Source organism: Rathayibacter festucae DSM 15932, from assembly GCF_004011135.1.
GTDB classification, from domain to species: domain Bacteria; phylum Actinomycetota; class Actinomycetes; order Actinomycetales; family Microbacteriaceae; genus Rathayibacter; species Rathayibacter festucae.
This window is the reverse complement of record NZ_CP028137.1, coordinates 2882919-2901644: the sequence shown is the minus strand read 5'-3', so window position 1 is coordinate 2901644 and position 18726 is coordinate 2882919. Positions and strand designations below refer to the sequence as shown.

The window sequence follows — 18726 nt, the reverse complement described above, 5'->3', positions numbered from 1 at the left end:
CTCGGCGTCCCAGGGGAGGCGATGTGGCGCGAGTGAGCATCCGCGACGTCGCCCTGCGCGCCGGCGTCTCGGTCGGCACGGTCTCCAACGTGCTGAACCGGCCGGACGAGGTCTCCGACGACTCGCTCGCCCGGGTGAACGCCGCCGTCGAGTCGCTCGGCTACGTGCGGAACGACGCGGCCCGGAAGCTGCGCAACGGCGTGAGCTCGACCGTCGGCTTCGTGGTGCTCGACGGGCAGAACCCGTTCTTCAACGACGTGGTGCGCGGCGCTGAGGACGAGGCGTCGCGCCACCAGATCGCCGTGCTCTACGGCAACACCGACGAGGACCCGTCGCGCGAGCGGCAGTACCTGGACCTGTTCGAGGAGCAGCAGGTGCGCGGCGTGCTGATCGCGCCGTACGGCGACATCTCGCAGCGGCTGGAGAAGCTGCGCGGGCGCGGGGTGCCGGTCGTGCTGGTCGACCGCTTCAGCGGCGACGGACGCTACAGCTCGGTCTCGGTCGACAGCGTCGCGGGCGGGCGGATGGCGGCCGAGCACCTGATCGCGACCGGGCGGCGCCGGCTGGCCTTCGTGGGCGGGCCGTTCGAGATCCGCCAGGTCACCGACCGGCTGGCGGGCGCGCGGGTCGCGGTGGAGAACAGCGATGCGTCGGTCGATCTCGAGGTCGTGGCGACCACGGCGCTGACCGTTGCGCAGGGGGTCGCCGCCGGGATGCGGATCCTGGCCCGGCCGCGGCGCGACCGCCCCGACGCGCTCTTCGCGGCCAACGACCTGGTCGCGCTCGGGCTGCTGCAGGCGCTCGCCGTCGACGGGCGGATGCTGGTGCCGGACGAGATCGCGCTGATCGGCTTCGACGACATCTCCTTCGCCGCGGCCGCCGCCGTGCCGCTGTCCTCGATGCGGCAGCCGAGCTCCGTGATCGGGCGGACGGCGCTGCGCGTGCTGCTCGAGGAGGCGGCGGACCCGGAGCTGATCCCGCGGCAGACGGTGTTCCTGCCGGAGCTGGTCGCGCGGGCGTCGACGCGGGCGCGGCGCTGACGGCGGCGGCTGCGGATCGGCCTCCCGCTAGCGTGGACGGGATCGTCGACCGGATCCGAAGGAGCATCTCGATGACCGCAGCACGCCAGGATACCGTCAGCACTGCCACCGTGCGGCACCTCCCATGGGCCGCGCCCGCGCGGGAGCCCGCGATGAGCAACGCGGTCGACCGCCACGACCGCTGGCGGCTGACCAGCCGCTCGGTGCTGCGCGACGGCCGGCCCTTCATCCCGGTCTCCGGTGAGCTGCACTACAGCCGCGTGCCCCGCGCCCGCTGGGAGGAGCGGCTGCGGCTGATGCGCGCGAGCGGCGTGACGGTCGTGGCCTTCTACGTGATCTGGATCCACCACGAGGAGGTGCGCGGGGAGCGCCGCTTCGACGGGGACCTCGACGTCGGCGCGTTCGTCGACCTCTGCGCCGAGGTCGGGCTGGACGTCGTGCTGCGGGTGGGGCCGTGGTGCCACGGCGAGGTCCGCAACGGCGGCTTCCCGGACTGGGTGCAGGCCGCCGAGGTGGAGCACCGGACCGACGACCCGGGGTACCTCGCGCTCGTCCGGGACTGGTTCGGCGCGCTCGGCGGGCAGCTCGCGTCGCGGTGCGGACCGGGCAGCAACGTGGTCGCGATCCAGATCGAGAACGAGATCTACGACCAGCCCGAGCACATCCGGACCCTGAAGGGCCTGGCCCGGGAGGCGGGGCTGACGGCGCCGATCTGGACGTCGACGGGCTGGGGCGGCGCCGATCTGCCGCTGGACGAGGTGCTGCCGCTGTTCGGCGGCTACGCGGACGGCTTCTGGGTCGAGTCCGACTCGCCGTGGGACTCGACGTTCCGCGACCACTTCTTCTTCAGCCACCAGTGGGACGACCCGGGCATCGGCGCCGACGTCCGCGGCGCGACGACGGACGCGGTGACGCCTCGCGCCCCCTCGCTCGACTACCCGCCGGCGACCTGCGAGCTCGGCGGCGGCATGGCCACCGCCTACCACCGGCGCCCGGCCGTGCAGCCGCTCGACATCGCGGCGGTCGCGCACACCAAGATCGGCAACGGCTCGGCCTGGCAGGGCTACTACATGTACGCCGGCGGGACCAACCCGCGGAGCGCCGTCGCCGACGGGCTGCAGGAGTCGCAGGCGACCGGCTACCCGAACGACCTGCCGCGATTCGACTACGACTTCCGCGCGCCGATCGGAGCGAGCGGGCGGCCGTCGCCGACGCTCGCGCTGCTGCGGCGCCAGCACGCCTTCCTCGAGGCGTTCGGCGAGCAGCTCGCCGGCATGCCGTCGACGCTGCCGGATGAGCTGCCGGTCGACCAGCAGGACACGGACACGCTGCGCTGGGCGCTGCGCAGCGACGGGTCGAGCGGCTTCGTCTTCGTCACCTGGCACCAGCCGCACGAGCCGCTGCCGGAGCACCCGGGCGTGGTGCTCGAAGTGGGTCTCGACGACGAGGTCGTGCGGTTCCCCTCGGTGAGCACGCCCGTGCCGGCCGGGACGCTGATGGTCTGGCCGGTGCGCCTGACGGTCGGCGGGGTCCGGCTGGAGTGGGCGACGGCGACGCCGCTGACGCTCCTCGACGGGGCGGAGCCGACGCTGGTCCTGGTGGCGGCCGCGGGGGTCGTCGCCGAGCTGGCCTTCGCGGAGGGCACGGAGCTCGAGGTGGACGGGGAGCGGCGGGACGGGGCGCTCCTCCGGCTCGATGTCGAGGAGCCGGTGCTGGTGCGGGCGCAGGGCGACGGCGGCGCGTGCTCGGTGCTGGTCCTGTCGGCGGAGGCGGGCGAGGAGGCGTCGGTGCTCGCCGACCAGGGCTCGGGGGAGCGCCGCCTCGTGCTGTCGGAGGACCCGGTCTGGCTCGACGGAGCGGGGCGGATCGCGGGGGACGTCCGGGCGGGGAGTCGCCTGCCGCGCGTCTACGACCCGGAAGGGCAGCGCTTCATCCCCGTCGCCGGATCGGCGGCGTCGATGCGGCCGGATCCGGCGGTCGACGCGGTGCCGCTCCGCGCGAGCGGCGCCGTGCCGGTGTCCTACGGCGAGTCCGCGGGCCGCGCCTCCGCACCCCGGGACGCCGACTTCGCCGCCGCGGCCGCGCACCGGCTCGAGCTGCCGGAGACCGATCCGGCGGCGCAGCGGCGCGAGCTCGAGATCCACTGGGCGGGCGACGTCGCCCGGATCCTCGTCGGCGGCGAGGCCGTCGCCGATCAGTTCTGGGACGGCGGGCCGTGGGTGCTCGATCTGGACGAGCTGGGCGCGGACTCCGGGGACGTCGTCCTGGAGCTCCTGCCGATGGCGCCCGACGCGCGGATCGGCCTGACCGGGAGCGCCGCGGAGCGCCGGCGACGAGACGCTTCTCCTCTTCTCGAGCTCGGCCCGGTCGTCGTGGCGCACTGGTACCGCTGGACCGAGGACTGACCGGCGTCCAGGCGGCGTGCACGCCCGGAATCTAGGGTGGGCGGATGACCTCCTGGAGCGCCGCAGACATCCCCGACCAGACCGGCAGGACGTTCGTCGTCACCGGCGCGAACAGCGGACTGGGGGAGGCGACCGCGCGGGCGCTCGCCGAGCACGGAGCCCGCGTGGTGCTCGCCTGCCGGACCGTCGAGAAGGGCGAGCGGGCGGCCGAGCGGATGGGCGGCGACGTCGTCGTCCGGCGGCTCGACCTCGCCGACCTCGCCTCGGTGCGCGAGTTCGCCGAGGCGACCGGGCCGATCGACGTGCTGGTCAACAACGCCGGCATCATGGCGGTCCCGGAGGGGCGCACCGCGGACGGCTTCGAGCTGCAGTTCGGCACGAACTTCCTCGGCCCGTTCGCGCTGACCGGGCTGCTGCTGCCGCGGATCGCGGACCGCGTGGTGTCGCTCTCGAGCCTCGCGCACCGCTTCGGCACGCTCGACTTCGACGACCTGAACTGGGAGCGCCGCCGCTACAGCCCGTGGCCGGCGTACGGGCAGTCGAAGCTGGCCGACCTCGTCTTCGCGTTCGAGCTGCACCGGCGCCTGCGCCGGGCCGGCTCGAGCGTCGGCTCGATGGCCGCGCACCCCGGCATGTCGGTCACCGAGCTGCACACGCACACCGGCGACGGGCAGGGCGCGATCATGGGCGCGCTGATGCGCACGGTCGGGCAGAGCGGTGACGACGGCGCGCTGCCGACGCTGCTCGCGGCGACCTCGCCCGACGCGCGCTCCGGCGCCTACTACGGACCGGGCGGCCTCGGCGAGGTCCGCGGGGCGCCGCGCCAGGTGAACCCGAACCGCGCCGCCCGCGACCGGGACGCCGCGCGCCGGCTCTGGGACCGCGCCGTCGAGCTGACCGGGGTGTCGCCGCTCGACGAGGGCTGAGCGGAGCGCCCTTCCGCGGACACCCGCCTCCTCCGCGTCCCGGCTCCTCCGTACACTGGCGAGCGCGCGGGAAGCCGCCGCCGGACCCCGAGGAGCACCGTGGCAGCACGACGAACGACCGCCGCCGCGACCCTGCACGACGTCGCCCGGGCGGCGGGAGTGTCCTTGGCCACCGCCTCGCGGGTGCTCAACGGCAGCGCCCGCAAGGTGCAGGGCGAGTACCGCGAGCGGGTCGAGGCGGCCGCGGCCGAGCTGGGCTACTCCGCGAATCCGGCGGCGCAGGCCGTCGCCCGCGGGACCACCTCGACGATCGCGCTGCTCGTCAGCGACATCACCGACCCGTACTTCTCGGGCATCGCCTCCGGGGTGATCGGCGCGGCCGACGCGGCGCGGCTGGACGTGCGGATCGCCGTCACCGACCGCGACCCGGACAAGGAGCTCGGCCTGGTCCGCTCGCTGCGCGGTGGGCGGCCGCGGGCGATCGTCCTGGCCGGCAGCCGCTTCGCCGCCGACCGGCACCGCGACGCGCTGATCGCCGAGCTGCAGGCCTACGAGGCGTCCGGCGGGCGGGTCGCGATGATCAGCCAGGGCGGGCTGCCGTTCCCCTCGGTGCAGGTGGACAACCGCGCCGGAGCCCGCGCGCTCGCGGCGGCGCTCGCCGAGGCCGGCTATCGGCGCTGCGCGATCGTGCGCGGTCCGGAGGCGGTGCTGACGTCGTCCGACCGCGTCGCGGGGTTCCTCGAGGGGCTGGCCGCGGCCGGGGTGAGCGTCGATCCGGATCTGATCGTCGAGGCGCCGCTCACCCGGGACGGTGCGTTCGACGCGGCGGCCGCGCTGCTGGCCGGGCGCTCCGCCGACATCGACCTGGTCTTCGCCGTCACCGACCTGATGGCGGTCGGCGTCGCCTCCGCGATGCGCGCGGCCGGAGTCGAGCCCGGCGCGGGCATGGGCGTCGCGGGCTTCGACGACGCGCCCATCGCGGAGGACGTGCACCCCGGCCTGACCACGGTCGCGGTGCCGCTCGCGGCGCTCGGTGAGCGCGCCGTCGCCGCGGCCCTCGGCGACGAGGCCGACGGCGCCTCCGTCGAGCTGCCCACCCGCGTCGTCCTGCGCGCGAGCACCCCGCCGCGCTCCGCGCCGCCCGCGTAGCGCGCGTCGTGCTGGTCGAGTAGCCCTGCAGGGGCGCATCGAGACCCGCCGTCCCCCGAAGGGCAGGTCTGCAGACGCCTGTTCTGACGGTGGTGGATCTCGATACGCCCGCTCCGCGGGCTACTCGATCAGCATGGAACACGTGCAAGCGCGTCGGCGCAGCCGGCCCTTGCTGGTCGAGTAGCGCGCAGCGGGTATCGAGACCCGCCCACCGCCGTTCCTCCGCTGGGTGGGAAAGCGCTTGCCCACAGCACCGGTCCGCGGCTAGCATCAGGAAAACGCTTCCCCTCCTTCGAAAGGCGCACCGTGTCAGAGTCGACCACCCCCACCCTCGGGATCATCCTGAACGGCGCCTCCGGCCGGATGGGCTACCGCCAGCACCTCGTCCGCTCGATCCTGGCGATCCGCGAGCAGGGCGGCGTGCTGCTCTCCGACGGCACCCGCGTGCAGGTCGAGCCGCTGCTGGTCGGGCGCTCCGAGGCGAAGCTCGCCGAGCTCGCCGGCAAGCACGGCCTGACGAACTGGACCACCGACCTCGACGCCGCGCTCGCCGACCCGAAGTGGCAGGTCTACGCCGACTTCCTCGTGACGAAGGCGCGCGTCCCCGCGATCAAGAAGGCGATCGCCGCCGGCAAGCACATCTACACCGAGAAGCCCACCGCGGAGTCCTACGCCGAGGCGCTCGAGATCGCCGAACTGGCCAAGGAGGCCGGCATCAAGAACGGCGTCGTGCACGACAAGCTCTACCTGCCGGGCCTGCAGAAGCTCAAGCGCCTGATCGACTCCGGCTTCTTCGGCCGCATCCTCAGCGTCCGCGGCGAGTTCGGCTACTGGGTCTTCGAGGGCGACTGGCAGGCCGCGCAGCGCCCGAGCTGGAACTACCGCAGCGAGGACGGCGGCGGCATCATCGTCGACATGTTCCCGCACTGGAACTACGTGCTGGAGAACCTCTTCGGGCCGATCGAGGGCGTCTACGCCAAGGCGACCACCCACATCGAGACCCGGGTCGACGAGAACGGCGCGCCCTACACGGCGACGGCCGACGACGCGGCCTACGCGATCTTCGATCTCGCCGGCGGCATCACCGCACAGCTCAACTCCTCCTGGGTCGTGCGGGTCGACCGCAAGGAGCTCGTCGAGTTCCAGGTCGACGGCACGCTCGGCTCGGCCGTGGTCGGCCTCTTCGGCGCTAAGATCCAGCCGCGCGTCGCGACTCCCAGGCCCACCTGGAACCCCGACCTGCCCGAGACCCACGACTACGCCGAGGACTGGCAGGAGCTGCCCGTCAACGACGTGTTCGAGAACGGCTTCAAGACCCAGTGGGAGCAGTTCATCCGCCACGTGGTCGAGGACGCCCCGCACGAGTACGACTTCTTCGCCGGCGCCCGCGGCGTGCGGCTCGCCGAGCTGGGCCTGGAGTCCTCCCGCGAGGGGCGCCGCATCGACGTCGCCGCGCTCGACGCCGCCGCCGACGCCGAGGTGCTCGTGCAGGCGGGCGCCGTCCAGTGAGCGGGCTGACCCTCCTCGGCGCCGACGGCGCGACCCGCTCGATCGAGCTGCTCCCGGCGCCCGCGCACACGCGGCCCACCGCTCCGCTGCGCTCGCGCACCGCCTACGCCGCCGCGCACGTCGTGCCGCTCGTGCACGGCGAGAACCGGCCCGGCCACCCGGCCCAGATCGACTGGGACGCGACGCTCGGCTTCCGCCACCACGTCTGGTCCTGGGGCCTGGGCGTCGCCGACGCGATGGACACCGCGCAGCGCAACATGGGCCTGGACTGGAGCGCGACGCAGGAGCTGATCCGCCGCAGCGCCGCCGAGGCCGCGTCGGTCGGCGGGGCGCTCGTGGTCGGGATCAACACCGACCAGCTCACCGAGGACGTCGTCCCGCTCGACACCGTCATCGACGCCTACGTCGAGCAGCTCGCCTTCGCCGAGGACGCGGGGGCGGAGGTCGTGCTGATGGCCAGCCGCCACCTGGCCCGCGCCGCGGAGACCGCCGCCGATTACGAGCGGGTCTACGCCGCCGTGCTCGCCCGCGCCACGAAGCCGGTCGTCCTGCACTGGCTCGGCACCGCCTTCGACGGCGTGCTCGAGGGCTACTTCGGCGCGGCCGACCCGGTCGACGCCTTCCCTGTCGTGCAGCGGATCATCGAGGACAACCTCGCCTCGGTGCGCGGCATCAAGATGTCGCTGCTGGACGCGGACGCGGAGATCGCGCTGCGCTCGCGGCTGCCCGAGGGTGCGACCCTCTTCACCGGCGACGACTTCAACTACGTCGGCCTGATCGAGGGCGCCCCCGACGCCGACGGCACGCCGCGCTGGTCGGACGCGCTGCTCGGCGCCTTCGCCGCGCTGGCGCCGAGCGCCTCCGCCGCGATCCAGGCGCTGGACGCGGGCGACACCGCCGAGTACCGCCGCGTGCTGGGCCCGACCGAGGCGCTCTCGCGCCAGGTCTTCGCCGCGCCGACGCAGTACTACAAGACCGGCGTCGCCTTCCTCTCCTGGCTGAACGGCCACCAGCCGGCCTTCTCGATGGTGGGCGGGCTGCACTCCGCGCGCTCGCTGCCGCACCTGTCCGAGATCGTCCGGCTCGCGAACGCCTCCGGTGCGCTGGAGCGGCCGGAGCTCGCGGCCGACCGCTGGACCGGGCTGCTCGCGCTGAACGGCGTCGAGGTCACCCGCGGCGTCGAGGCGCTGCACCTGGTCGAGGCGGTCACCGCGTGAGCGCCGACCCGCGCCTCTCGCTCAACCAGGCCACGATCAAGCACGCCTCGCTCGCCGAGGCGCTCGACACCACGGTCGCGGCGGGCATGTCCGCGATCGGCCTCTGGCGCGAGCCGGTCGCCGAGGTCGGGCTGGCGGAGGCCGTGCGCCTCGTCGCCGACTCCGGCCTGCGCGTCTCCTCCCTCTGCCGCGGCGGCTTCTTCACCGCGCCCGAGGGTCCGGAGCGGCGGGCGGCGATCGACGAGAACCGCCGCGCGATCGAGGAGACGGCGGCGCTCGGCGCCCCCGCGCTCGTGCTCGTCGCCGGCGGGCTGCCGGCCGGCTCGCGCGATGTGCTCGGCGCCCGGGCCCGCGTGCAGGAGGCTCTGGCGGAGCTGGCCGACGACGCCGCGGCGGCGGGCGTGCAGCTGGCGATCGAGCCGCTGCACCCGATGTACGCCTCGGATCGCGCCGTCGTGTCGACGCTCGGCCAGGCCCTCGACCTCGCCGCGCCGTTCGACGCGGCCGCGGTCGGCGTCGTCGTCGACACCTTCCACGTCTGGTGGGACCCGCAGGTCCTCGCGCAGATCGCCCGCGCCGGAGCGGAGGGCCGGATCGCGAGCTACCAGGTCTGCGACTGGGTGACCCCGCTGCCGGCCGACGTGCTGCTCGCCCGCCGCTACCCGGGCGAGGGCGTCATCGACTTCGCATCGCTCACCCGCGCGGTCGTCGAGGCGGGCTACGCCGGCGACGTCGAGGTCGAGATCTTCCACCAGGAGGTCTGGGACACGGCGTACCCCGAGGTGGCGGAGCGCGTCGTCGCGACCTTCGCCGAGACGGTGTCGCCGCACCTCTGAGCGGCGCACCCCTGAACTCCCGGTCCGCCGTCGCTGGAGGGTGAGCGGCGGACCGGGCTCCTTCTTTCCAGAGGAGTAGCGGGCTCAGCTCCAGGAGAGATCCAGCGCGTCGAACGTAGTCTCGCGGCGCAGCGCCTCCTGCAGGGCGTGCTCGACTCCGTCGACCACGCGGTGGCGCCCCTCGACGTCCTGCACCTCGCGCCAGGCGTCCGCGGGCAGCGCGCGCGGCGCCGGAGCGGCCATCACCGCCTCGAGCAGGCGGAGGAAGCCTCCGGTGCGCTCGATCCCGGCGTGCAGCGGCGTGCCCAGCTCGCGGGCAGCGAGCAGCCCCTCGAACGGCGTGATCCGGTCGTACTGCAGTGTGCGCGGCGGCAGGTCCTCGCGCACGAGCTGCACGACGTCGAGCGTGTAGTAGAAGCGGAGCGTCCCGCGGGTGCCGACGATCTCGACGGAGGGCTCCTCCGGCCGCTCGGCGCAGAGGGTGACCGCGGTCGTGACCCGCAGGCCGTCGGCCAGGGTCAGCACGGCGACCGAGGTGTCGTCCGCCTCGATGTCGTTCGCGCGGCGCAGGTCGAGGCGCACGTCGACGACGTCCTCGAGTCGGTCGGCGCCGGCGATCGCGAGGGCGGTGGCGGTCGCGTGCGAGAAGGGGTTGGTCAGGACGCCGTCGGCGACGACTGCGCCGTCGAGCGTGCGGCGGCCGGCCCAGGGGGAGCGTGACCAGTAGCGGTCGTCGCGGACCCAGACTCCGGAGGCGCCGTAGCGCAGGACGTCGCCGATCTCGCCGTCGGCCACGGCCGCGCGGATCGCCGGGATCGCGGAGGAGCCGAGGCTCTGGAAGCCGACCTGCACGAGCGAGCCGATCGCCGCGGCGCGCTCCGTGATGGCGGTGAACTCGGCGAGCGAGGCGGCCGGCGGCTTCTCCAGCAGGACGTCGTTGCCGTGGTCCATCGCCGCGAGGGCGATCGCGGCGTGGGTGTGGATCGGGGTGCTGATGATGACGACGTCGGTGCCGCCGGCGGCGAAGAGGCCGGTCGCGTCGGGGTGGTGCGCGACGCCGTCGGGGAGCAGCCCCTCGACCGGCGGCCGGGGGTCGGCGACGCCGACGAGCCGGACGCGGCCGTCGCGGTGCGCCGCGAGGACGGCGCCGAGGTGCGAGGCGCCGTAGCCGCCGATGCCGACGAGCCCGATCCGCGGCATCACGGTCGGACTCCGGAGAGCGGGTGGCTGCGGTCGTCTCGTCTGCGCTGCATGATCCGGCCAGCGTATCGGAAAGCGGTTACCGACGACCAGTGGGGTCGATGATCGTCATACCCGCCGGGCTCGCGCGGTCGAACACGGGCAGCAGCTCGGCCGCCTCCTCGAGTCCGATCGTGCGCTCGATCAGGCGCTGCGGGGCGAGGACGCCCTGCTCGATCAGCCGGAGCATCCCCGGGTAGTCGCGCGCCGCCATCCCGTGGCTGCCGAGGACGTCCAGCTCCCAGGCGATGACGCGCGCCATCGGCACGCGCGGGTGGCCCTCGACCGGCGGCAGCAGGCCGATCTGCACGTGCCGGCCGCGGCGGCGCAGGCTGAGCAGCGCGTCGGCGCAGGTCTGCTCGCTGCCGACGGCGTCGACGGCGACGTGACTCCCGCCGCCGGTGAGCGCGTGCACGGCGGCCGGCAGATCGCGGCCGTCGGCGAGGAGGACGTGCTCGGCTCCGACGCTCGCCGCGACCTCGAGGGCCGCGGCGTTCCGGTCCACGGCGATGACGCGGGCGCCGAGCGCGTGCGCGACCATCACGGCGCTGAGGCCGACGCCGCCCGCTCCGATCACGGTCACCCACTCGCCGGGCTGCACCCGGGCTCGCCCGACCAGCGCGCGGTAGGCGGTGGCGAAGCGGCAGCCGAGGCTCGCGGCGGTGGCGAAGTCGACGCCCTCCGGGATCGCGACGAGATTGGTGTCGGCCGCGTGCAGCGCGACGAGCTCGGCGAACGAGCCCCAGTGCGTGAAGCCGGGCTGCTCCTGGTCCGGGCAGACCTGGGCGTCGCCCTGCAGGCACCACTCGCAGCGGCCGCAGCCGCAGACGAACGGCACGGTCACCCGGTCGCCGACCGCCCAGTTCCGGACCTCGGGCCCGACCTCGGCGATCACGCCGGCGAGCTCGTGCCCCGGGACGTGCGGGAAGGCGAGGTCGTCGTGCCCGGCCCAGGCGTGCCAGTCGCTCCGGCACAGCCCGGTGGCCAGCACTCGCACGACGACGCCGTCGGCCGGGGCGACCGGCGTCGGGACGTCGCGGACCTCCGGCTCGCCGCGGACGGAGTCGAGGACGAGAGCGCGCATGCCCTCATCCTGGCAGCGCGGCGGGGAGACGCCGAAAACCCACGCTCTCGCGTGGGCCTCGGAAGTGGAGCGTCGCAAGCAACGCGTCCGGGACGGACCTAGCAGTCGTCGGCGCCGAACCGGAGGTCGGTGAGCGAGACGAAGTGCCAGCCCTGACGGCCGTCGTGCTGGGTGTAGGTCAGGGTGCTGCCCGAGGGGAAGACGCCGAAGTGGAAGGTGTCGGAGCGGGTGACGCCCGCCGTCGTGTACTCGTTCCCGGTCGCGCGGCGGAAGGGGTCGGCGAGGGTGCCGGCACCGGCGCCGGAGAGGGAGCCCGAGGTGGCGATCGAGGTCGGCTCGGTGCTGAAGCCGACGGCGTCCCAGTAGGTCGGCACCCAGGAGTTCGCGTCGGTGTTCGAGGTGATGTCGAAGATGGTCAGCTGGAAGTCGACGGGGTCGAAGAGCGCGCCGTCGGCGTCGCGGAACTCGAAGGTCAGGGTCTGCGCGTCGGATCCCGGGGTGGGCAGGACGGCGAGGTCGCCCTCGCGGCGCTGATTGAGCACGAGCGCGCCCGCCGGGCCGAAGCCGGCGAAGGAGTACTCGGAGGGGACGCCGCCGGGGGCGTTGCCGGCCCAGCCCGAGCCGTTCTGGCTCATGTTGTAGCGCGTGCCGCCGGAGAGGTCGGTCGTGCCCGCGGCGAGGGTCGAGGTGATGCGGATCGTCGAGGTGCGGCCGGAGGCGGAGGTCGCGCCGAGGACGGCGGGGTTGCCGCTCGCGTTCGTCGCGGCGAACTGCGTGACGCTCGTGCAGGGCGCGGTCGACGCGGCGGCGAGGGGTGCGCCAGTGGCGATCGCGACGACGGGGACGGTCCAGAGGGCGGTGGTGGTGAGCGAGCGGCGGGAGAGTCCGGGCGCGGGGGTGCTGGTCATGGCGGGGTCCGTTCGGGTGCGGAGGGGAGCGGGCGAGGCGGAGCAGGGCGGAGCGGTGCGGGTGCAGGGCGGTGCAGGGCAGGGCAGGGCGGTGCGGGTCGGGGCGGAGCGGCGGCTCAGCGACCGGCGTTGTAGTGGTTCTGGATCTGGGTCGCGGTGAGCACGGTCGAGTAGACGGCGGCGTAGCGCAGGCTGCCGGAGAAGGAGGCGGGGCCGACGTTCGTCCAGGAGCCGCCGAGGGTGTCGTAGCCGATCTTCCAGTAGCCGTTGCTGTTCTCGGGGGTGCGGAAGGCGGTGTTGCCGGCGACCTTCACGCCGTCGAGCCAGAGGCTCATCCCGGCGGTCGGCGAGATCGTCGAGACGACGTGGTGCCAGGCTCCGTCGTTCACGGGGTTCGGGCTGGTGATCGACTGGACGCCGTTGTTGTAGATGCCGAAGACGAGGCGGCCGTCCGCGCCGACGTAGGTGTGCCGGTCGTACTGGCTGCCGGCGCTGTCGCGGCTGGTGTTGAAGCTGAAGAGCTTGCCGCCCGCGACGGTGGTCTTGAACCAGATCTCCGTGCTGAAGGTGGTCGGGTTGTTCAGCAGCAGCGGCGTGCTGAGGAAGCCGTTCGTCCCGTTCAGCAGCCAGGAGCCGCCGGCGTCGCGCGGGCAGGCCTTCGGGGTGGTCGGCGAGCTGGTCATCGCCGGACGGTAGGTGCCGGGGTAGGCGCCGGAGTCGGTGTCGGGTGCGGTGGTCGATCCGGTCGCCTGCGCGAGCGTGTAGGAGAAGAGCGCGTCGCCCTTGTCGGCGGCGAGCGCCGAGTCGCAGGTGAAGAACGTGGCGGCGCTGCCGACGGTGTTGTTCGAGTTGCGGATGGAGGCGACGTAGGCGCCGGAGGTGGCGGGGGCGAGGAACAGCACGGCCGAGAGGGCGGCGACGAGCAGCGCGGCGAGGGTGGTGCGCGGGGTCCGCGGCGCCGCGGAGCGGAGGCGGGCCAGGAGACCGGAGCGGGTGCGGCGGTGGCGGCTCATCGGGCGGCCGACTCGGTCTCGGCGGGCGCTGTCTCGGTCGGCGCGGCCTCGGCGGCGCGGGCCCGGCGGCCGTGCTCGCCGCGCGGCTCGGCGTCGGCGGGGAGTCCGACCAGCATCGTCCAGAGCACGGGGGTGGCGCAGAGGGCCCCGAAGAGGATCCAGCCCCAGAGCGGCAGGTGCAGCGCCGAGGACACGTTGTAGAAGTCCTCGCCGTTGGCCGGGACCTGGATGCTGCCGACCTGGCCGGAGACGAGGTCGGCATGGGTACCGCCGACGGCCGTGACGCGGATCGGCAGCATGCCGACCGAGACGAGCGAGGCGTCCGTCTGCCCGTCCTCCACGGTCGCCTCGAGGACGACGATGCCGACGAACGGGCGGAGCACGAAGACCGTGAAGGAGGCGACGAGCGAGATCCCCAGCACCCGCATCGCGGCGCGGTGGGTGGGGGAGGAGAGCAGACGGGTGAGCAGCAGGACGAGGACGGTGCCGGCGAGGAGCATCGGCAGGCCCTTCGCGAGCCAGCCGGCGCCGGGGAGCGCGACGACGACCTCGCCGATCAGCTGCTCGGCGCCGGTCGCCCACGGGTCGGTCGCGCCGTTGATGTCGCCGCGGGTGACCAGGGTGCCGTCGTCGGCGAGGTCGACCACGCGGTGGGTGTAGGTCTCGTCGGGGGTGGTGGTGGGGTGGAAGCTGACGACGTCGCCGACGCGGATGTCCTCGAGGGGCGTCGGGGCGGTGAGGACGAGGGTGCCGACGGGAGCGGCGGTGCCCATCGACGGCGTCTGGACGATGAACCAGCGTCCGCCGGAGGCGTGGAAGAGGAAGGCGGCGACGACCAGGGCGGCGACGAGGGCGGTGACGGTCCAGGTCGCGACGGTGCGCAGGCGGGAGCGGGGGGAGCGGGGCTCGGGGGTGGAGACGGGGGCGGTGGTGGTGAGGGGGGAGGCGGTGCCGGTGGGGACGGCGGTGGATCCGGGGAGCGCGGGGGCGGGGCGGGTCTGCAGCGTGGTCACGGGTTCCACCTCCTCGGCGGGGTGGGGGCCGCCTGGGTGGCGGCCCCCGGGGTGCGGGTGTCGGGTGTTGCGGGGGCGTTTCTCGGGGTGGGGCGGGTGCTTCGGGGGAAGCGGTCTTCGGTGGGGGATCTCGATACGCCCGCTGCGCGGGCTACTCGATCAGCATGAACCGGGCGTGCACCTCGGTCGGCGTGAGCGGACGCGTGTCTCGCTCGGCATGGACCGGGCGCGTGCCTCGCTCGGCGCGAGCCGGGCCGGCTCGATCAGCTGGCGAAGGTCCAGGTGAGGGGGAGCGAGGCGGAGAGGCCCTGGTAGGTGTTGCCGGCGGAGGAGTCGAGCGTGACGGCGATGGTGAAGGGGGTGCTGGTGCCGGCGGTGACGGGGGCGGCGGAGAGCGACTTGGCGGCGGTGCCGGCGAGCGCGGCGGCGGTGCCGCTGTAGACGGTGGTGCTGCCGGAGGTGATGACGACGTTGAGCTTGGAGCAGAAGTCGGTCGCGGTGCCCGAGGAGCCGGCGGCGGTGTTGACCGACTGGGCGCAGGTGGCGCCCGGGGTCAGCGTGAAGGTGTTGGCCGAGACGGTGCCGGCGTTCTTGATGGTGATCGAGGTGCTCACGGTCTGGCCGGGGACCATGGTGGTCGAGCCGCCGAACTTGTTGATGGTCGAGCAGGTCGCGGTGTTGGTGCTGACCGAGCCGCCGTCGGTGCTGAGGCAGGTGACGGGCGTGGTGCCGGTCGACTTCTCCTCCATGACGAGCGAGCCGGAGGCGGCGGTGTTGTTGGTGTTGGTGATGCTGGCGACGAAGCCGGAGAGGGTTCCGGACATCGAGACCGACAGCAGCGCGGCGGCGGCGACGCTGGTGGCGAGGACGAGGGGGGCGAAACGGACGCGCTTGCGCTTTGCGGTGTGGTTCGACATGACAGGACTCCTGATCGGGTAGAAGGTGAACTGCCGTGCAGTTCGCTGTGGGGTGTTTTCTGGCTTGTCGAGTAATTTACTTGATGGCAAAGATACTTTGCAATCGTTCTAATACCCCCTGTTGTGGGGACAGCCACCTCGCCGGCGACGTCGCCGCTCCGACACCCGCTCCCACCCCCGCTCCGACACCCGAGAAGGCCGCATGGATCCCGAGAACACACCCCCCGCCGACGGCGGCGAGCAGCCCGCCGGCGCGGCCCTCCGGCAGGCGCTGCGGCAGCTCGAGACGGCGCAGCGTCACCTGCGCGCCGCGGTCGCCCTCGACGCCGGGATCGGGATCTCGGAGCTGAGCGCGCTGGAGGCGCTCGCCGAGTCGCCCGGGCTGACGCCCAAGTGGCTGGGGCTCGAGCTGTCGCTGACGACCGGAGCGGTGACCGCGCTGCTCGACCGCCTGGCCAAGGCCGGCCACCTCGACCGCGTCTCGAACCCGCAGGACCGCCGCAGCGTCCTGCTCCAGCTGACCGACTCCGGCACCGCGCTGCTCGCGGCGGTCGACGAGCGCTACGGCGCGGTCAGCGTCGAGGTGCTGCGGGCGTCCCCGCGCCTGGGCGAGGAGGAGGTCGTCGAGGACCTCGCGCGCGCCGCGGCGGTCATCACGGCGCACACGATCGGCTGAGGCCGAGCGACCCCGCGCGTCAGGCCTGCAGGGCGCGGTCCTTGCGGATCGACCAGAGGTTGCGGCTCGCGGTGCGCTCGTAGTCGAAGTCGGTCACCAGTGCCTGGATGAGGGCGATCCCGCGACCCGACTCGGCGAACGCGTCCGGCATCTCCCGCGGGCCGGTGTCGACGCCGGGCGGGTCGGCGGTGTCGACCAGCTCGGCCCGGAGCGCCTCGTCGTCGACGGTGACGACGAGGCGACAGAGGACCGCGGTGGTCGAGACGGCGTGCTGGATCACATTGGAGACGAGCTCGACGAGCGCCGTCTCGAACTCCATCCGGTCGCGGGCACCGACGTCGGCGCGCTCGCCGAAGAGCGAGTCGAGCAGGTCGTGCACGAGCTCGATGTCGTCGGGCGGCGTCCGGAAGGCGAGGGTGCGCTCAGTCACGGTAGGCGTCGCCGGCCGAGGCGTAGCCGACGAGCACGCGGTCGAGGTTGGAGAGCTCGAGCACCATGGTGACCTGCTCGCTCGGGGCGGCGATCCGGAGGTCGCCCCCGGCCTGGCGGGCGCTCTTCAGGCAGGCGACGAGCGCGCCGAGTCCGGACGAGTCCATGAAGGTGACCTCGCTCAGCTCCACGACGATGCGGCTGCTGCCCTCGTCGAGAGCGCTGCGCACCTCCGTCCGCAGATCCCGTGCCGCGGCGAGATTGAGCCGGCCCGCCGCCGTGATCACGGCGACGCCGGGAGCGATCGTCTCGGTGCTGAAGGTCATGCCTGCTCCTGGTCGGTGTCCGCGGCGGGGCGCGGGGTGTCGTGGGTCCGCGTCACGAGGAGCGCGGTGATGTCGTCGAGCGCGCGGCCGGAGCCGGCGAGCGCGGTCAGAGCGGTGAGGAAGCCGATGGCGCCCTCGGAGGTGCGGACGAGGTCGGCCGCGAGGACGAGCGACTGCAGGGTCCCGTCGAAGAGGTCGAGCACCCCGTCGGTGAAGGAGACCAGGGAGTCGCCGACGGCGAGATCGACGGTCTGGGTGACCCAGCCGCCGTCCTCCGCGATGCCGAGGGGGAGGCCGAGCGCGGCGAGGCGGTGGAAGGTCCCGTCGGCGCGGAGCAGGACGGTGAGCCCGTGGCCCGCGTCCACGAAGTCGACCCGGCCGGTCGCGGTGTCGAGCCGGCCGTGGAAGAGCGTCGCGAAGGTCTCGGTGGCGGAGAAGTCCGGCTGCAGCTGCTCGCTGACCGCGGCGACCACCGCGTCCGGAGCGCCGCCGGCCCGGGCGCGGAACGCCGCGCGGATGCCGGCGGCGAGGATCGCGGCGCCGGTGCCCTTGCCCATCACGTCGACGAGGGTCAGGTCGACGACCGCCTCGGTGGCGGTCCAGGTGTAGAAGTCGCCGCAGATCTGCCACTTGGGCAGCGAGGCGCCGGCCAGGTCGTAGCCGGCGGGGTGGCGGAACGCGGTGGGCGAGAGGCGGGCCTGCACGTCGGCGGCGCGGTCCCACTCCGCGGTGTCGCGCAGCTCGCGCTCGACCCACTGGCCGAACTCCTCGAAGAGCAGCTCCTCCTCCGGGCTGAGCGCGCGGGGGACGAAGTCGAGCAGGCAGAGCGTCCCGAGCTGCAGGCCGTCGTCCACCGTGAGTGGGCGGCCGGCGTAGAACTGCACGTGCGGCGGTCCGGAGACGTGCACGTGCTGCGCCCAGGCTCCGTCGGCGCCCAGGTCGGGGACGACGAGCGTGCTCCGCTGGGCGAGCGTCGCGTCGCAGAACGTTCCCGCGCGCGGGTAGGACACCGGCCCCTCGGGCTGCGGCGACTTCGTGAAGAGCGTCGTCTCGTCGAGGATGTGGATCTCCGCCACCGGCACCTGGAAGAGCTCCTGCGCCATCCGGGTGATCCGGTCGAAGCGCTCCTCGGGGCCGGAGCCCATCAGGCCCAGCGCCTCGATCACGGCGGCGCGGCGGTCCCGGTCGTCGGGCGCCCCGAGCGGTGCGTCGGCGCCGATCGCCGGGTCCTGGCTGGTCTGCTGCGACATCGTCCCCCCGAGTCTGCGTGCGGAGACGGTGTCTCGCCTCCGCGATGACGGTATCGAACGGTGCGCCCCCGGTCGCCGCTGAGGGCCGTTAGTCACCCGGACGGGGGTCACAGCTGCGCGACACTCGTGGCATTGCACCCTGACCCCGATGGTGCAATGATGCACAGTATGCAAGCAGATGCGACCGCGACCCGGCGCGACCAGCGCGCGGCCGAGCGGCGCAGCGAGCTGGCCCGCACCGCCCGCGAGCTGACCATCCGCCACGGCTTCTCGGGCTTCACCGTCGAGGAGCTCTGCGAGGAGGTCGGCATCTCACGCCGCACCTTCTTCAACTACTTCCCGAGCAAGGAGTACGCGATCGTCGGCCGGCCCGAGGAGGGCCTCGACGACGACAGCGTCGCGGAGTTCCTGACCCGCCGCCCGGGCGTCTCGCTGCTCGAGGCCCTCGTCGCCCTCGGCGCGGTGCACTTCGCCGCGATCGGCCTGAACGCCGACAGCGTCCGCGAGTTCGTCGCCGTCGCCGATCGCGAGCCGAAGCTCCTGCAGGCCCTGCTCGACGTCGGCACCCAGCGCGACCGGCTCGTCGCCGACCTCGTCGCGCGGCGCGAACGGCTCGACCCCGCCGACCCGGCCGTGCTGCTCGCCGTGCAGACCGCCGGCACCGTGATCCGCAGCGCCGTCGGCGCCTACCTCGACTCCGACGGCTCCGTGCCGCTCGAGCGCCTCGCGCAGGACCGCATCGCGGCCGTGACGCGCCTGCTCCTGGGCTGACCCGGCCCCCGCCGCGCC

Annotated in this window: 18 protein-coding genes; 9 read left to right on the top strand and 9 right to left on the bottom strand. The window is 73.9% G+C overall.

The genetic code is table 11. The features are described 5' to 3' along the window. The first annotated feature begins 23 nt into the window (after positions 1-23). From C1I64_RS13385 to C1I64_RS13355, 7 genes are all read left to right on the top strand, one after another. Positions 24-1040 (top strand): LacI family DNA-binding transcriptional regulator, encoded by a 1017-nt coding sequence (locus C1I64_RS13385; RefSeq protein WP_123705492.1) that lies wholly within the window; start codon positions 24-26, stop codon positions 1038-1040. A gap of 71 nt (positions 1041-1111) precedes the next feature. After that, on the top strand, positions 1112-3445 hold the full coding sequence (locus C1I64_RS13380) for a beta-galactosidase (protein WP_127887536.1): 2334 nt from the start codon (positions 1112-1114) through the stop codon (positions 3443-3445). A 44-nt stretch (positions 3446-3489) separates the two neighbouring features. Then, on the top strand, positions 3490-4371 hold the full coding sequence (locus C1I64_RS13375) for an oxidoreductase (RefSeq protein WP_127887535.1): 882 nt from the start codon (positions 3490-3492) through the stop codon (positions 4369-4371). A 99-nt stretch (positions 4372-4470) separates the two neighbouring features. Continuing rightward, positions 4471-5520: a LacI family DNA-binding transcriptional regulator gene (locus C1I64_RS13370; protein ID WP_127887534.1), complete on the top strand. Its 1050-nt coding sequence runs from the start codon at positions 4471-4473 to the stop codon at positions 5518-5520. Positions 5521-5883: 363 nt separating this feature from the next. Continuing rightward, entirely contained in the window at positions 5884-7029 is a 1146-nt protein-coding gene (locus C1I64_RS13365) for a Gfo/Idh/MocA family protein (protein WP_127888571.1), read from the top strand. Next, complete coding sequence (locus tag C1I64_RS13360) at positions 7026-8246, top strand: DUF993 family protein (protein ID WP_127887533.1); 1221 nt, start codon at positions 7026-7028, stop codon at positions 8244-8246. Before C1I64_RS13365 ends, C1I64_RS13360 begins: the two co-directional genes overlap by 4 nt. Beyond that, entirely contained in the window at positions 8243-9082 is an 840-nt protein-coding gene (locus C1I64_RS13355; protein ID WP_127887532.1) for a sugar phosphate isomerase/epimerase family protein, read from the top strand. Before C1I64_RS13360 ends, C1I64_RS13355 begins: the two co-directional genes overlap by 4 nt. An 84-nt stretch (positions 9083-9166) precedes the next feature. On the opposite strand, the gene C1I64_RS13350 is transcribed toward C1I64_RS13355, so the two are convergent. The 6 genes from C1I64_RS13350 to C1I64_RS13325 all read right to left on the bottom strand — a co-directional run bounded on the left by C1I64_RS13350 (position 9167) and on the right by C1I64_RS13325 (position 15256). Beyond that, positions 9167-10282: a Gfo/Idh/MocA family protein gene (locus C1I64_RS13350; RefSeq protein ID WP_243587922.1), complete on the bottom strand. Its 1116-nt coding sequence runs from the start codon at positions 10280-10282 to the stop codon at positions 9167-9169. A 79-nt stretch (positions 10283-10361) separates the two neighbouring features. Further along, positions 10362-11405 carry a zinc-dependent alcohol dehydrogenase family protein gene (locus C1I64_RS13345; RefSeq protein ID WP_127887530.1) on the bottom strand — a complete coding sequence of 348 codons (1044 nt, stop codon included), beginning with the start codon at positions 11403-11405 and terminating at the stop codon, positions 10362-10364. A gap of 98 nt (positions 11406-11503) precedes the next feature. Then, complete coding sequence (locus C1I64_RS13340) at positions 11504-12313, bottom strand: hypothetical protein (RefSeq protein ID WP_127887529.1); 810 nt, start codon at positions 12311-12313, stop codon at positions 11504-11506. A gap of 116 nt (positions 12314-12429) precedes the next feature. After that, complete coding sequence (locus C1I64_RS13335) at positions 12430-13326, bottom strand: LamG domain-containing protein (RefSeq protein ID WP_127887528.1); 897 nt, start codon at positions 13324-13326, stop codon at positions 12430-12432. Continuing rightward, on the bottom strand, positions 13323-14339 hold the full coding sequence (locus C1I64_RS20140) for a S26 family signal peptidase (protein WP_164874546.1): 1017 nt from the start codon (positions 14337-14339) through the stop codon (positions 13323-13325). Before C1I64_RS20140 ends, C1I64_RS13335 begins: the two co-directional genes overlap by 4 nt. A gap of 263 nt (positions 14340-14602) precedes the next feature. Next, on the bottom strand, positions 14603-15256 hold the full coding sequence (locus C1I64_RS13325; protein ID WP_123446753.1) for a hypothetical protein: 654 nt from the start codon (positions 15254-15256) through the stop codon (positions 14603-14605). Positions 15257-15458: 202 nt separating this feature from the next. Between C1I64_RS13325 and C1I64_RS13320 the strand changes: the two genes are divergently transcribed. Further along, the gene (locus tag C1I64_RS13320; RefSeq protein WP_123732724.1) at positions 15459-15932 is read left to right on the top strand and encodes a MarR family winged helix-turn-helix transcriptional regulator; all 474 of its coding nucleotides are present in this window, start codon (positions 15459-15461) and stop codon (positions 15930-15932) included. A 19-nt stretch (positions 15933-15951) separates the two neighbouring features. On the opposite strand, the gene C1I64_RS13315 is transcribed toward C1I64_RS13320, so the two are convergent. The 3 genes from C1I64_RS13315 to C1I64_RS13305 are packed head-to-tail and all read right to left on the bottom strand — an operon-like array spanning position 15952 to position 17937. After that, positions 15952-16362 (bottom strand): ATP-binding protein, encoded by a 411-nt coding sequence (locus C1I64_RS13315; RefSeq protein WP_123732725.1) that lies wholly within the window; start codon positions 16360-16362, stop codon positions 15952-15954. Continuing rightward, entirely contained in the window at positions 16355-16687 is a 333-nt protein-coding gene (locus tag C1I64_RS13310; protein WP_123446750.1) for an STAS domain-containing protein, read from the bottom strand. Before C1I64_RS13310 ends, C1I64_RS13315 begins: the two co-directional genes overlap by 8 nt. Continuing rightward, entirely contained in the window at positions 16684-17937 is a 1254-nt protein-coding gene (locus C1I64_RS13305; RefSeq protein WP_123705479.1) for a PP2C family protein-serine/threonine phosphatase, read from the bottom strand. The genes C1I64_RS13310 and C1I64_RS13305 overlap by 4 nt, the downstream gene beginning before the upstream one ends. 168 nt (positions 17938-18105) lie before the next feature. Here C1I64_RS13305 and C1I64_RS20370 point away from each other — a divergent pair, with 168 nt between their 5' ends. Continuing rightward, positions 18106-18708 (top strand): TetR/AcrR family transcriptional regulator, encoded by a 603-nt coding sequence (locus C1I64_RS20370; protein ID WP_164874545.1) that lies wholly within the window; start codon positions 18106-18108, stop codon positions 18706-18708. Positions 18709-18726 lie beyond the last annotated feature (18 nt).

Coding starts and splice junctions, on each gene's coding strand:
- C1I64_RS13380 (WP_127887536.1), top strand. CDS start 1,112: ATGACCGCAGCACGCCAGGATACCGTCAGCACTGCCACCGTGCGGCAC.
- C1I64_RS13375 (WP_127887535.1), top strand. CDS start 3,490: ATGACCTCCTGGAGCGCCGCAGACATCCCCGACCAGACCGGCAGGACG.
- C1I64_RS13365 (WP_127888571.1), top strand. CDS start 5,884: ATGGGCTACCGCCAGCACCTCGTCCGCTCGATCCTGGCGATCCGCGAG.
- C1I64_RS13350 (WP_243587922.1), bottom strand. CDS start 10,282: ATGCCGCGGATCGGGCTCGTCGGCATCGGCGGCTACGGCGCCTCGCAC.
- C1I64_RS13345 (WP_127887530.1), bottom strand. CDS start 11,405: ATGCGCGCTCTCGTCCTCGACTCCGTCCGCGGCGAGCCGGAGGTCCGC.
- C1I64_RS13340 (WP_127887529.1), bottom strand. CDS start 12,313: ATGACCAGCACCCCCGCGCCCGGACTCTCCCGCCGCTCGCTCACCACC.
- C1I64_RS13335 (WP_127887528.1), bottom strand. CDS start 13,326: ATGAGCCGCCACCGCCGCACCCGCTCCGGTCTCCTGGCCCGCCTCCGC.
- C1I64_RS13325 (WP_123446753.1), bottom strand. CDS start 15,256: ATGTCGAACCACACCGCAAAGCGCAAGCGCGTCCGTTTCGCCCCCCTC.
- C1I64_RS13320 (WP_123732724.1), top strand. CDS start 15,459: ATGGATCCCGAGAACACACCCCCCGCCGACGGCGGCGAGCAGCCCGCC.
- C1I64_RS13310 (WP_123446750.1), bottom strand. CDS start 16,687: ATGACCTTCAGCACCGAGACGATCGCTCCCGGCGTCGCCGTGATCACG.
- C1I64_RS13305 (WP_123705479.1), bottom strand. CDS start 17,937: ATGTCGCAGCAGACCAGCCAGGACCCGGCGATCGGCGCCGACGCACCG.
- C1I64_RS20370 (WP_164874545.1), top strand. CDS start 18,106: ATGCAAGCAGATGCGACCGCGACCCGGCGCGACCAGCGCGCGGCCGAG.